The following is a 13,413-nucleotide window of genomic DNA, read 5'->3' as shown; positions in this document are numbered from 1 at the left end:
AAAAACAGCGCCGCAGGTGTGGCGCTCAGGTATGGATTGAGTCGCAGGGTTGCCCACAGTGCTAAAGCAACGGATAGCAAAGCAATAACATAGTGTAGCAGTTGCTCTCGGATGAATGCGCCCTTGTGTTTACCGTTAGCAAAGATGCTTTGGGGTTTAGATGTCCTCTCCTTATGACTCATAACCTTACTCTGCTTTTGGAAAATACTTACTTAGCAGATTTTTCCCCGTTTCACCCATTTTCAGTAACATTTCTTCTATTAGTTTTAGCGCCATTTGTGAAGGCACTGTATGCCCGTTTTCCCAACGGTTGACTGTTTTGAAGGAAACTCCTACTTTAGCGGCAAACTGTTTCTGAGAAAGATTGAGTTGCTGTGGAAGCTCCCGAATTAAATCTAAAATTTCCAGCCGCTTTGTTACAGACATCTCTATATTTTATCCTCATAAGATAATTGGCATAGGACAGGTGTCTTATTCATTGTCTCTTAATTAGGGAATATTTTCTCTGTTTTTGTCTCTAACTGAACCGTATTAGTTCAAAGGCTCAACGGTGAAGCTCAAAGGTTCAACGATCAGACAATCCCACCTGAATCTTACCTAGTCTTGGTTGATAACCGCATGGGTAGCTATGATGGTCGCTGCTGGGGGACTGTTTCAAAGAAAAATATCATTGGTAAAGTAACTAAAATTATCAAGAATTAATTAGAAATTAATTAGTGCTAACTTTCATCCTTGTAAACCTTGCTACGATGTCCCAGTTCCACAACATTCAGCACTAGAATATCATCGAAAATATCGTATATAACTCGATACTCACCTACTCTAATCCTATAAGCATTTTCTTTACCTTTTAGCTTCTTTACCCCCTTTGGACGGGTTCTGTGGCTAAATCATCAATTTTAACTTGTATGGGTTCTTGAACTTATGGCGAGAATTTTTTAAGTTGTTTTAATGCTCCCTTTAATATTTAAACTTTATAACTCACGCAACTTCCTTTTTTATTTCTAGTTTAAGTTCTTTTTTAGCTTCCTCCCATGACACTGAGCCGTCAATATCAGCGAATTTTTTTGCCAGATCATAGGCTTTTAAATCTTCATGTTCCTCTTCATCTTCGATTTTTTGAAGTAATGCGTAAATCTCATCTAGAGTACTGTCATAAGCTTGGTTTAGCAGTACGTTGATATTTTTAATTAATTGTTCGCGTTCGTGTGCTGATTTCATTTTTAATCATCCGAGCGTGGTTTGACTTTTTCTGCCACTTTCTTTAGTTTCGCCTAAAGACATCTTACCATTATCAATTATCCCCATTTATAGCGAGCTGAGAGTGCTAGTAAAAGACTAGAACTTGTAAATATTTTAAAAATAAAGTTGTAAAAGTGTTTTCTAAGAACCTATCCCACTAATAATATTTGTTAATCCAGATGTGGATTGTAGCAAGGTCAATGAATGCATCAAAGTAAAGTTTTTGACGTTCCCATCTGACGGTCAGACGGCGGTATTTGCGCTCAACAATAAAAAAGACGATAAATATAACAGCTATAATTATTAACCAACCTTTAAGTGTGTCTGTGTTGTTATCAGACATAGCTTTAGTCTTCTTCATCTCCAGAATATTTACGGAGACTTTTAGTAAAAACTATAGTATTAAGTGAAAACGGTAGAATACGCCCAAATAACTAATGATGCTGTGATAACTTAACTAGACTGCCGCCAATCTGTCGGTGCTTCGATATAATCAGGTAGGCGAGTAGTGCGATCGCCAAGTGCTTCTCTAATCTGCTCCAACTCTAAGTTTTTAGCTCCTGTCAAAATTGTCCCTTCCAATTTGACATCACTGAGGTTAGCTTCGGAAAAGTTAGCTCCCATCAGGTTTGCCTGAGTCAGGTTAGCTTGATAAAAGGTTGCCCTATATAGGTTTGCACCGATGAGGTTAGCCTGATACAGGTCAGCTTCCGTTAAGCTGGCTTCTGAGAGGTTGGCAAAATAGACTTCTGTTTGGTGGAGTTTGGCTGCATTCAAGTTAGCCCTAGAAAGATTAGCTCCATTTAGATTAGCCCCTGAGAGGTTGGCACCAATCAAACCCGTCATCTGTAGATTAGCTTTACCCAGTTTTGCTCCTTGCAAGTTAGCTAAAAACAGTTTTGCCCCAGAGAGGTTGGCGAGTTTCAAGGTCGCTTGTTGCAAGTTAGCTTTATAGAGGTTTGCTCCTTGCAGATTAGCTACACGCAGACTTGCTCCAGACAGGTTGGCTGAACGCAGGTTGGCTCCAGACAGGTTGGCGCGGTTGAGATTAGCCCAACAGAGGTTAGCTCCACATAAACTAGCTTTTAGTAATTTGGTTTCATAGAGAATAGACTTAACGAGTTTCGCGCCATTAAGGTCAGCCTCACTCAAGTCAGCTTCACGCAGGTTAGCCCCACTCAGGTCAGCCCCACGTAGGTCTGCTTGTTGCAGGTTAGCTTTGAGCAGGTCAGCTCCTCTAATGTCGGTATTGCGTAAATCAAGTTTTTGCTCTTTTGGGTCTTCGAGTAAATTACGCCTGCCGATGATAGTTAGGGCTGCTTGAATATCGGTGCGTATTTTTGGCAATTCTTCATGGAGGTTTTGCTCCAACTGCTGTGTCGGAGGCGACCCAGTTCTACGCCTACTGGAGTAAAGTGCTGTTGAGTATTCCGCCTTTTGTTGCTCTCCTTTTACGTGCTGGATAGGTGCATTCTCTCGCACAAAGGCAGTGAGAATTTCCATGATTGTCCAGTGTTCTTGGGGAAAATCTTGAGCAACTCTTTCTAATGCATAAATTGCGCCTGTCCTGGTTTCAACCTTTTCATGACCAAGCTGGGCAATTGCCCCCATAAAGCGTTCTGCAATCAATCTGTCTTGATTGAGTTTTGTATTTTGAATGCCAATTTCGAGGTTTTTCTCAGCTGCGATCGCATTTTTCTGCATCACTTGGGCACGCTTTGCTGCATAATAAGTATTAAACATTGCTGCCAATGCTAAAAAAACTATTGCAGTAGTTGTTAATGCTTGGTTTCTATACTGGATTTTTTCCGGGATTGACAACTGTTTAATACTAGACAAGGCGAAGAAAATTACAGTCAATGACAAGCCAAATATAACTGTTATAGTTATCAACCAATTCAACAAAGCATCTGTCTTTTTAGAAGACATGGTAAAAATTTTCCTTACAACCTAGAATTATTACTTAGATGTTGGGGAAAAATAGTATAGCATTTAGCAGAAAATTATCATAGGTGTCAAGACACTCATTGAACTAGAGAATCATATCAAATATACTTGTACGCTACGACAAAAATAAACCACCCATTCCAAATCAATAAAAAACTCCACCCACTCAAAGGAATTGAGTTTCCCGCCGCTTTCAATAAACCTCTTGCAAAAGTCCCTAACACCCCACCCCTAGCCCCTCCCCGCCTGCGGGGAGGGGAGAATTTGACGTAAGTCAAAGGCGGGGTGGGGTTCTTATTTTTGATTTATGCAAGAGGTCTAATGAAACGCTTACACTGTATACCTGTTTGAATTTTGAATTTGGATAGGACTTACACAAAAGTACACGCACTCTGGGGCAATTCATGTAGCTTTAGCTGACCGCAGGGTATTGTCCCTAAGAATAAAATAAGTGTTTTGGCTATTGTTTGCCTAAGAGGTTGTTTGAAAAGTCTAATTTATTACTCACCGGGCGACTGGAAGTCGCGCGCCAGATGCTTCAAGTCGGCGGAGCCGGACGCCAGTCGCCTCAAGTCGAGAAACCCGCCCACGGCGCTGGCTCCCTAACGCACTGGCTTGGCTACACGAGACTTTACCTGCCTCCGCAGGTTAAAAACATTTGATTTTGTATTAGTCCACGTAGGCGGTCACTGAGCTTGCGTTGCCCTGAGCTTGCGTTGCCCTGAGCCTGCGCTGAAGGGTCGAAGGGTCGAAGTGTGGACTTTGTTTATGTAGTAGCGAATTCTATTCGCCCAATACTTTTCAAACATCCTCTAAGTCAAGCAGGACTTTTGAATTCCGCCTTGCGGTACTAGTGTTTTACTTAGAGAATTTGGTTTCTCTGAAGTTTGCCCCATCAAGTATGGCATTATTGAGAATTGCCCCATGCAACCCAGCTAGATATAAACTTGCACGATGCAGGTTAGCTCCAGAAAGGTTCGCTCCAGAAAGGTTCGCTGCACTGAGGATTGCTCCTTCTAGGTTGGCTAGATATAAGTTAGCTCCTTGTAGATTAGCTGCACTAAGTATTGCCCCTGCTAGATTAGCTTCTCTAAGGTTAGCCCCAGCAAGATTAGCTTGATAGAGATTTGTCTGTTCTAGGTTCGCCCCATTTAAGTTTGCTCCTCTCATGTCCGTGTGACTCAAATCAAGTTGCTCATTTTCTGGGTCTTTGTTTGCATCTCTTCTGGCGATAACAGTCAGGGCTGCTTGAATATCTACACGAACTTTTGCTCTGAGGTTGCTCGTTACTTCCTCTTGGGGCATATAAGGAGCATTTTCTCGGACAAAAGTAGTCAGAATGTCTATGATTATCCAGTGGTATTGTGGATGATTATGGGCAATTTGCTCTAAATCATTAATTACAGCTAGACTGGTTTCTATTGTGTTATTTCCTAGCTGTTCACTTGCTATTCTTAAACGTTGTTTTGGCGACTGCTGAGTTTGATTAACTTTTTCGTGAAAAGCATATATCCTAAGACATATTTTTGATAATTGACTGTTATTTGTCGGTGAAATATTTTTCATGGCATAAAAAGCATCAATAACAATTCAAAATTCAAAAACTTCGGGGACAGTCTTCTCCTACAGTCGCTGCTACGCGAACATCAAAAATATCACAACTCAAATAGAATTGATATTAAGTACTTCAATGCAGCAAAACTTACAGCCTAAAGTCAAAGACCTAGTGCTGATTGGTGGTGGTCATAGTCATGCGATTGTCCTGAGAATGTTTGGGATGAAGCCGTTACCGGGAGTCCGTTTGACATTGATTACCGCAGCCAATAAGACAGCCTACTCTGGAATGTTACCAGGACACATTGCCGGATTTTACACTCACGATGAATGTCATATTGACTTGCGACCTTTAGCGGATTTTGCTCAAGCACAGTTGTATATTGATAGAGTAGTTGCCCTAGACTTGGAAAACAACAAAGTTCTTTGTGCAAACGGACTTGCGGTAGATTTTGATGTGCTGTCTATTGATATTGGCAGCACTCCGGCCACACTGTCTGTATCAGGTGCGGCAGAATATGCGATCGCAGTTAAACCAGTATCGCAGTTATTGGAACATTGGGATCAACTAATTGAAGTTGTAGGTAAAAATCCTCAAGAATTAATTAGGATTGCGATCGCAGGCGGTGGTGCTGGCGGTGTAGAATTGGCGCTATCGATCCAATCTCATTTACATCGGATTTTACGTCAAACTCAACAACCAATTCAAAATCTAAAAATTCATTTATTCCAGCGTGGACAAGAACTGATGCCCAATTACCATCAATCACTGCGGCATCAACTTCAGCAAATTTTAACTGAGCGAGGTATTAAGCTCCATCTGGGGGAAACGGTGTGTAATATCGCACCTACAAAACACAAGGAAACTAAAGAAATATTTAAGATTAAATGTGAATCTGGTTTGACGGTAGAGTGTAATAAAATTTTCTGGGTAACACAAGCATCAGCACCCGAATGGTTAAAAATCGTTGGACTAGGAACTGATGAGCAAGGCTTTATTTTGGTAGAGGACACATTGCAATCTCAAACGCACCCGCAGATATTTGCTGCTGGTGACATTGCCACAATGGTAAATCATCAGCCTCCGAAAGCTGGGGTGTTTGCTGTTAGGCAAGGTAAACCTTTATTTGAGAATTTGCAGCGAATTTTATTAGGTAAGTCGCTCAAACCTTATAGACCACAGAAACAATATTTGAGTTTAATTGGTACAGGAGATGAAAGAGCGATCGCAACACGAGGTATCATCACTTTACCACCTCACAAACTCTTGTGGCGTTACAAAGATTGGATTGACCGTCGCTTCATAGAACGCTTCCGCAACTTCTGAAGACAGACAGAGGTGTGATGGTAGTGCCATGTCATGGCACTACACAGGTAAAATAGTGCAAGCATGTGTTAATAACACCAACCCAAATATTATTCATCTGTAAAACTTCAATCTCAGTAGACTAAGCACAGTTTTGCGTAAAAGCGTAGCGTTTTTAATGCAAGCCGATGCATTAACAATGCAAGCCGACGCATTAACAAGGCGGCCGACGCATTAACAATGCAGGGTATTGCCAAATTTAATTCGCTACGAATTAATGAAATGCTATACTAAGTTCTAATTCTCTATACAAATTAGGAACATTTAGTGCAGATTCCGATTAATATACAGCACATTTCATCTGAATGAGGTACACAAGGGCGGGCAGGATGCCCACTCCACAAGATTTATCATATTAAGATGTGTACTTAATTTACCTGCAAAGTCCTGTATTTAACGTGTCGCGGAAGTCCCCACCTTCAATGTACTCATAAGGTGGGGATAGGGAGCGGGCGGTGTTCGAGGAGCGTCACGAAGTGAGGATTGCATCTGGAATTGATTTTTTACTTGGTAAAAAATCAATTCCAGATGTATGACGAATCCCCAATTATTTTATCTTGGTACTTTGCCACAATATATATTTGTGGTAAAATATAGGTATCAAGCAGGTGATATTGAGTGTTACACAAAGTTGTACAAGTCCGTTTATATCCGTCACAAGAGCAGCAAATTCAACTAGCTCGAACTTTTGGGTGTGCTAGATGGTGGTGGAATTATGCTCTGAATAAATCTATCGAGACTTATAAGGAAACGGGCAAAGGACTTAGCCGTGTTGCACTCAACGCATTTCTTCCTGTACTCAAAAAAGCAGACGATACTATTTGGTTAGCTGATTGTTACAGGCTACAACACTGAACTTGACCACTGCGTACAAAAACTTTTTCGAGAAACGTGCTGGATTTCCTAAGTTCAAATCTAAGCATGGTAAACAGTCTGTCCAATATCCTCAAAACGTCAAGATTGTAGATGGTAATGTCAAACTTCCTGGCAACATTGGGGTAATCAAAGCGAAAATACACAGATCGATTGAGGGGATAATAAAGACTGTTACTGTAAGCAAAACGTCATCAGGTAAATATCTTGCATCTATACTCACTGAGGTAGAAGGAGAAAATCCTGTTGTTTCGGAGGGTAGAATTTACGGTATTGATTTAGGACTAAAACACTTCGCTGTCGTCACTGACGGTGAGAAGGTTTCCAAATATGATAATCCTAAGCACCTTGCCAAATATGAGTTAAACCTCAAACGTAAGCAGAAAAAATTAGCACGTAAGCAGCAGGCAAGTAAATCAAGAAATAGATATAGAAAAGTTGTTGCCAAGGTGTACGAGCGAGTTAGTAATTCGCGGCAAGATTTTCTACATAAACTTAGTTATAAGTTAGTCAGCGATAGCCAAGCTGTCATAGTAGAGAATCTTCATGTCTTAGGCATGGTACGAAATCATAAATTGGCAAAATCAATATCTGATGTAGGGTGGGGAACATTCACTAACTTTTTAGCTTACAAGCTAGAACGCAAAGGTGGAAAGTTGATTGAGATTGATAGGTGGTTCCCCAGTTCTAAGCTCTGCTCTAATTGTTTTTATCAAATTAGTGAGTTGTCATTGGATGTCCGTGAGTGGACTTGTCCTCATTGTGGCACTCATCATGACAGGGATGGAAACGCCGCGACAAACATTAGAGCAGAGGGTATCAGAATGATAAAGGTGAGCCAGTGCGGTCTTGGGGTTTCCCCAAGTGGAGCAACTGGCGAACCCGTAAGGGCGGAAGGTTCAGCCGTCTCTGCTGTAGGAGGGGAGGTAAGACCAAAACTCGGACGAAAGTCTAAGTTTGGGCACTCCCCCGTGATTACAGAAGCTCCTAGTTCAGCCGAAGGCAACTAGGAGTAGTTCACCCGTACTATTTGAAATACCCTTCTAAGCAATGTCAAAGTACTACTGGCATGAACTCACAACGGTTGATTTCCAAAATCTCGATAGTAGCAATATAGCTATCCTGCCGATAGGCGCGATTGAACAGCATGGGCCACATTTGCCAGTTTGGACTGATACACGTATCGTCAACGGAATAATTGAGTGCTTCTTGATTGAGGGCACTGATTCAGCTAATGTATTGGTTCTCCCAACACAGACTATTGGTCAAAGCCTCGAACATCTGGATTTTCCCGGCTCTTTGGCGCTTTCTCCTGATATACTCCTGGAAATTTTCAAACAACTCACGGCAAACCTCACAGCAGTTGGTATCCGACGGCTCTTAATTCTAAACTCTCATGGCGGGAATCAATCCGTTATTAGCGAAGCAATTCTAGCGCTACGCCGTCGCTATAGTATGCTGGCAGTTGCAACAAGTTGGTTTGCCCTTGGTGTTCCTAAAGGTATTTTCAATGACTACGAGATGAGTCTTGGTTTGCACGCAGGTGCTATCGAAACATCACTAATGCTGCATCTCGAACCGGATTTGGTCAGGCGGGATCAGATGCCTAAAGCAAAACTGAAACCCTTTGTCCTAGAGTCAAAAGATTCGCTTCTGAATCCGTTCGGTCCTGCAAACTTCGGCTGGTTGAGCCAGGATATCTGTGAAACTGGTGCTTGGGGCGACGCAACCATCGCCACTGCTCAAAAAGGTGAACAAATTCTTAAACACATTGTAGGTCGTCTCGGTGAGTTGGTTGAACAAATTGCTCAGTTTGATTTAAGCCATCTCCAACCCGCTGCCGTTGATCCACTACAGCAAGGATGATCTTTCAGCTTATCGATTTTACCGATACATTCTATCTTTATTGAAGCTGTTCAATTAGCTCAATAATTTGTTGATAATACTGGATATTTCCTTCTTGATAATACAAGTTTGCGGATTTATGGAAATCGACAATTGCTCTTTGAGAGTCTCCCAGATTTTGATAGACATCTGCCCGAAGGATGTAAGCTGAAGCCCAATTAGGCTGACGCTGTAAGGCTTGGCTTAAATCTTTTAGCGCTCCTTGTAAGTCTTTTAATAAAGAACGGCTACGACCCCGATTATACCAGTCTTCAGGAAAGCTGGGGTCGATCGCGATCGCTCGACTATAATCTTCTATTGCCCCTTGATAATCTTCTAAGGCATAGCGAGCATTGGCGCGATCGCTGTAAAATGCAGCAGATTGGGGATTAATTTGCAAAGCTTGGCTATAATCTGCGATCGCACTTTCATATTCTTCTAAAGCATAGCGGGTAGAACCTCGGTTGTAATATGCTTCAATTAAATTGGGATTAATTTCTAATGCTTGATTATAATCTGCGATTGCCCCGTGTTCATCTCCTAAAAGACGACGAGCATTTCCGCGATTGCAGTACGCTTGGGAAAAATCAGGAACAAGTTCTATTGCTTGGGTGTTATCATCAATTGCTCCCTGTAAATCTTGTAGGGCTTCGCGGGCAATACCCCGACCATAATAAGCTGCGGCTAAGTTATCATCAATCTCTAATGCCCGATCATAATCTTTAATTGCTCCTTTATGATCTCCTAAAGAACGACGAGCCGCCGCGCGATCGCAATATCCTTCTGCTAAATTAGGATTGAGTTGTAATAGGCGATTGCTATCTTCAATTGCACCTTGATAATCTCCCAATCGGCGCCGAGCATTTGCCCGAAAGCCGTATACTAAAGCTAGAGTCGGATTTTCTTGTAACGCTTGGTCATAATCTGCGATCGCACCCTGATAATCTTCAAGAGTACTCCGAACAAGACCCCGCTCACAATAGGCTTGCACATCATCAGGATTTAGCTTTAATGCTTGGTTAAAATCTTCAATTGCTCCTTGATAGTTTTTGAGGTGAGCAAGAACAAGACCCCGATTATAGTATGCTCCGGCAAAGCTGGGGTTAATTTTTAGGGCGTGGTTGAAATTAGCGATCGCACTTTGATAATCTGCTAAAGCGTAGTGGGCGTTACCTCGGTTATGATAAGCCTCCGCCAAGTTAGGATCTAATTGTAATGCTTGGTTATGGTCAGCGATCGCTTCGTGATAATTTCCCAAGATATGATGAATATTACCCCGATTGCTGTAAGCTGCGGCAAAATGGGGATGCCATTGTAAAGCTTGCTGAAAATCCGCGATCGCTCCTTGATGATCGCCGCTTTCAAAACGAGCCACACCCCGATTATGATAAGCATTGGCGATATCAATATTGATATTATCAGCTAATTGGGTACTCATTTCTATAGTTTGGATATAATCTGCGATCGCTTTGTCATAGTCTTCCAAAGCAAAGTAAGCATTACCTCGGCTGTGATAAGATTGGGCTAAATTGGGATCTATTTGTAATGCTTGGTTATGATCAGCGATCGCTCCTTCATAATCGGCTAAAAAGTAACGTGCATTACCTCGGTGATAGTAGGCTGTGGCAAAATTGGGATTGATTTCTATAGCGCGATTGAAGTTTGCGATCGCACTAGGATAATCTTTGAGTTGACCACTGAGAATAATCCCTCGATTATGATAAGCTTCAGCATAGTTAGGATTGAGCTTGATTGCTTGGGTGTAAGCTGCGTACCCCTCTGGGGTTGCCGCAGGCATCGCATCTTGATAATCCCCTTGCAAATTGTCGTTTAATCCTTGTTTTAAGAAGTCTTCAGTATTCATATAATTTTTTTGGATTTAGACATTCCCTAGCCTGAAGGCAACGGAATTCTTAACGATATGTTTTGAAAATAGTTCCAGCTAATATTATGACTCTTGCTAAGATTTTAATTCCTGATTTTTTGTCAGCTTTCAGAAAATATTTATTCTTGTGGGGTGGGTATTTTAGTCGCCCTTTTTTATTGGTGCTGCTATAGTAGCGGATAACACATTTAACTAAGTGCGATCGCATCTACTATCAACATGGCTAAAGAGTCAGAAAATCGGTTAAAACACTTCAGTAAATCGCAAAGTTTTTTCAAAGGCGCTCGCTAACCCAGATGAGTAACGCTAGCATTCCACTGAGAGTTATTCAGGAGATATCCGGGCATCGCAACCTAGAACAGTTGCAGAGATATCTAGAAGTGTCTGACGATATATTACTAAAATATGGCATATCTGTGAAGATACTAAAATAGTAGGTTTTACCTCAGTACGTGAAACTTCCACAGAAATTTTCTCCCTTCCCGTGTCGGGAAGGCGGTTAAGTCTTTCGTGGGCTTTTCCATACAACGTGAAAAGTCAGCTAAGTTTTTAACCAATAAAAACTTTATTTTATAGGTTTGTATAAATGGATTTTCTGACAATTCTCGGATTAGCGGCTGCCACACTAACCACAATCTCTTTTTTGCCACAGATGTTTAAAACATGGCAAACAAAATCAGCAAAAGATGTTTCCTTGGTGACGCTCATTACATTTATAACTGGTGTTTTTTTGTGGTTAATTTATGGAATATATCTACAATCCTTACCGATTATTCTTGCTAACGGCGTGACATTTATTTTTAACTTGATTATTCTATGGCTTAAAATTAGATATAGATAAACTTGGCCCTACAAAACACCTGTGATATCATCTGTATTTACCTCTGAACGCCTCCTTTTCACCCCCGCTACCCCAGACACCAAGGCTATCCCCCTGATTTTTGCCTTTCCCAATGATTACAGCGTAGGTATCACTAGCCTCGGCTATCAGGTAGTTTGGGCAACCTTGGCAATGCGTGATGATGTGCAAGTGAGTCGCCTGTTTACCGATACTCACGAACAACTCCCCAGAAACCCAGAAATTGTGGGATTTTCGATTTCCTGGGAACTGGATTATGTGAATATTTTAAACTTGCTGGAATCTTTAGAAATTCCCATTCTGGCAACTTCTCGTGATGATACTCATCCGATAATTTTTGGTGGTGGACCAGTTCTCACAGCGAATCCCGAACCTTTTGCAGCTTTTTTTGATGTAATTTTACTGGGAGATGGCGAGAACCTACTGGGAAATTTCATTGGAGCTTACAAAGAAGTGAGAGATGCTTCTAGACAAACTCAACTAAAAAGACTTGCACAAGTCCCAGGAATTTATATTCCCAGTTTATATGAAGTCGAATATCATACAAAAGATGGTGCAGTAAAGTCAATTAAACCAATTTCTCCCGAAATTCCCGCAGTCGTGCAAAAACAGACTTATCGGGGAAATACTCTATCAACCTCGACTGTAGTCACCGAAAAAGCCGCATGGGAAAATATTTACATGGTGGAAGTGGTGAGAAGTTGTCCAGAAATGTGCCGTTTTTGTTTGGCGAGTTATCTCACACTGCCTTTTAGAACAGCCAGTTTGGAAGATTCATTAATTCCCGCGATCGCCAGAGGTTTAGAAGTCACAAATCGGCTAGGATTATTGGGGGCTTCTGTAACTCAGCATCCAGAGTTTGAAACTTTGCTAGATTATATTAGTCAGCCAAAGTATGATGATATTCGTCTCAGTATTGCTTCAGTGCGAACCAATACCGTAACAGTTAAGTTAGCAGAAATTTTGACCAAACGAGACACGCGATCGCTTACAATTGCTGTAGAAAGTGGTTCCGAAAAAATCCGCCAAATCATCAACAAAAAGCTGCATAACGATGAAATCATCCAAGCAGCCGTAAATGCCAAAGCTGGCGGATTAAAAAGCTTGAAACTCTACGGAATGGCGGGAATTCCCGGTGAGGAACCAGAAGATTTAGAGCAAACCGTGACGATGATGCGTAGTATCAAAAAAGCTGCACCGGGATTGCGCTTAACATACGGATGCAGCACCTTTGTACCGAAAGCACACACACCGTTTCAATGGTTTGGGGTGAATCGCCAAGCCGAAAAGCGGTTACAGTTTTTACAAAAACAGCTTAAACCACAGGGGATAGAATTTCGCCCAGAAAGCTATAATTGGTCAATTATACAAGCTTTGTTATCGAGAGGCGATCGCAGGCTCTCCCAACTTCTCCAACTTACTCGTAACTTTGGCGACTCCTTGGGTAGCTACAAACGTGCTTTCAAACAACTCAAAGGACAAATCCCCGACTTAGATTTCTATGTTCACACCGAATGGTCAACAGAACAAGTATTACCCTGGAGTCACTTGCAAGGACCTCTGCCACAGTCTACACTACTAAAGCATTTGGCTGATGCTAAAAGTTATATCAATCCATCCCCCAAGGAACTACAGCCATTACTGGGAGGCACTCGGCAATAGGGGATTGGGGACAGAGAAGTAGGGGAAGATAAGGGAGAAATAAATAACCAATGCCCAATACTTCTCTACGAGAGGCTGCGCGACAACGCTACTTCGACGTCGCTCAGTACAAGTGCCCCATGCCCAATACCATTGAATTCA

Annotated in this window: 13 protein-coding genes and 3 pseudogenes; 7 read left to right on the top strand and 9 right to left on the bottom strand. The window is 41.7% G+C overall.

All coding sequences use genetic code 11. The annotated features are described in order from the left end of the window. Together ACYTXL_RS06650 and ACYTXL_RS06645 are read right to left on the bottom strand one after the other, a co-directional pair. The coding region (locus tag ACYTXL_RS06650; protein ID WP_461924007.1) for a hypothetical protein at positions 1–182 on the bottom strand (182 nt) is incomplete at its 3' end. A gap of 4 nt (positions 183–186) precedes the next feature. Continuing rightward, positions 187–426, bottom strand: coding sequence for a helix-turn-helix domain-containing protein (locus ACYTXL_RS06645; RefSeq protein ID WP_461924006.1), 240 nt, complete (start codon positions 424–426; stop codon positions 187–189). Between the two features lie 147 nt (positions 427–573). Here ACYTXL_RS06645 and ACYTXL_RS06640 point away from each other — a divergent pair. Next, positions 574–678 (top strand): annotated as a pseudogene (locus tag ACYTXL_RS06640) (S26 family signal peptidase); the annotation flags it as partial. A 41-nt stretch (positions 679–719) separates the two neighbouring features. Here the strand turns inward: ACYTXL_RS06640 and ACYTXL_RS06635 are convergent. The 5 genes from ACYTXL_RS06635 to ACYTXL_RS06615 all read right to left on the bottom strand — a co-directional run bounded on the left by ACYTXL_RS06635 (position 720) and on the right by ACYTXL_RS06615 (position 4,755). Continuing rightward, positions 720–827, bottom strand: coding sequence for a type II toxin-antitoxin system RelE family toxin (locus tag ACYTXL_RS06635; RefSeq protein ID WP_461924013.1), 108 nt, complete (start codon positions 825–827; stop codon positions 720–722). Between the two features lie 154 nt (positions 828–981). Further along, the gene (locus ACYTXL_RS06630; protein ID WP_461924005.1) at positions 982–1,221 is read right to left on the bottom strand and encodes a hypothetical protein; all 240 of its coding nucleotides are present in this window, start codon (positions 1,219–1,221) and stop codon (positions 982–984) included. A gap of 178 nt (positions 1,222–1,399) precedes the next feature. Further along, the gene (locus ACYTXL_RS06625) at positions 1,400–1,585 is read right to left on the bottom strand and encodes a hypothetical protein (RefSeq protein WP_461924004.1); all 186 of its coding nucleotides are present in this window, start codon (positions 1,583–1,585) and stop codon (positions 1,400–1,402) included. A 110-nt stretch (positions 1,586–1,695) separates the two neighbouring features. After that, positions 1,696–3,171, bottom strand: coding sequence for a pentapeptide repeat-containing protein (locus ACYTXL_RS06620; RefSeq protein WP_461924003.1), 1,476 nt, complete (start codon positions 3,169–3,171; stop codon positions 1,696–1,698). Between the two features lie 876 nt (positions 3,172–4,047). Beyond that, positions 4,048–4,755 carry a pentapeptide repeat-containing protein gene (locus ACYTXL_RS06615; RefSeq protein ID WP_461924002.1) on the bottom strand — a complete coding sequence of 236 codons (708 nt, stop codon included), beginning with the start codon at positions 4,753–4,755 and terminating at the stop codon, positions 4,048–4,050. A gap of 124 nt (positions 4,756–4,879) precedes the next feature. Here ACYTXL_RS06615 and ACYTXL_RS06610 point away from each other — a divergent pair, with 124 nt between their 5' ends. The 3 genes and pseudogenes from ACYTXL_RS06610 (at position 4,880) to ACYTXL_RS06600 (ending at position 8,848) form a co-directional block, all read left to right on the top strand. Further along, on the top strand, positions 4,880–6,070 hold the full coding sequence (locus ACYTXL_RS06610) for an FAD-dependent oxidoreductase (protein ID WP_461924001.1): 1,191 nt from the start codon (positions 4,880–4,882) through the stop codon (positions 6,068–6,070). Between the two features lie 657 nt (positions 6,071–6,727). Then, positions 6,728–7,992 (top strand): annotated as a pseudogene (locus ACYTXL_RS06605) (RNA-guided endonuclease TnpB family protein). A 40-nt stretch (positions 7,993–8,032) separates the two neighbouring features. After that, complete coding sequence (locus tag ACYTXL_RS06600; protein ID WP_461924000.1) at positions 8,033–8,848, top strand: creatininase family protein; 816 nt, start codon at positions 8,033–8,035, stop codon at positions 8,846–8,848. A 37-nt stretch (positions 8,849–8,885) separates the two neighbouring features. Here ACYTXL_RS06600 and ACYTXL_RS06595 read toward each other — a convergent pair whose 3' ends face one another. After that, positions 8,886–10,730 carry a tetratricopeptide repeat protein gene (locus tag ACYTXL_RS06595; protein ID WP_461923999.1) on the bottom strand — a complete coding sequence of 615 codons (1,845 nt, stop codon included), beginning with the start codon at positions 10,728–10,730 and terminating at the stop codon, positions 8,886–8,888. A 293-nt stretch (positions 10,731–11,023) separates the two neighbouring features. Here ACYTXL_RS06595 and ACYTXL_RS06590 point away from each other — a divergent pair. Beyond that, positions 11,024–11,185, top strand: a pseudogene (locus tag ACYTXL_RS06590) (tyrosine-type recombinase/integrase); the annotation flags it as partial. A 136-nt stretch (positions 11,186–11,321) separates the two neighbouring features. On the opposite strand, the gene ACYTXL_RS06585 reads toward ACYTXL_RS06590, so the two are convergent. Then, on the bottom strand, positions 11,322–11,459 hold the full coding sequence (locus ACYTXL_RS06585; RefSeq protein ID WP_461924014.1) for a hypothetical protein: 138 nt from the start codon (positions 11,457–11,459) through the stop codon (positions 11,322–11,324). Between ACYTXL_RS06585 and ACYTXL_RS06580 the strand changes: the two genes are divergently transcribed. Both ACYTXL_RS06580 and ACYTXL_RS06575 read left to right on the top strand, forming a co-directional pair. After that, positions 11,395–11,592, top strand: a complete 198-nt coding sequence (locus tag ACYTXL_RS06580; RefSeq protein ID WP_461924012.1) for a SemiSWEET transporter — start codon at positions 11,395–11,397, stop codon at positions 11,590–11,592. The genes ACYTXL_RS06585 and ACYTXL_RS06580 overlap by 65 nt on opposite strands. A 21-nt stretch (positions 11,593–11,613) precedes the next feature. Next, positions 11,614–13,272 (top strand): B12-binding domain-containing radical SAM protein, encoded by a 1,659-nt coding sequence (locus ACYTXL_RS06575; RefSeq protein WP_461923998.1) that lies wholly within the window; start codon positions 11,614–11,616, stop codon positions 13,270–13,272. Positions 13,273–13,413: the final 141 nt, after the last annotated feature.

The organism is Nostoc sp. (assembly GCF_054880495.1).
This window is presented reverse-complemented; position numbering and strand designations above follow the sequence as displayed.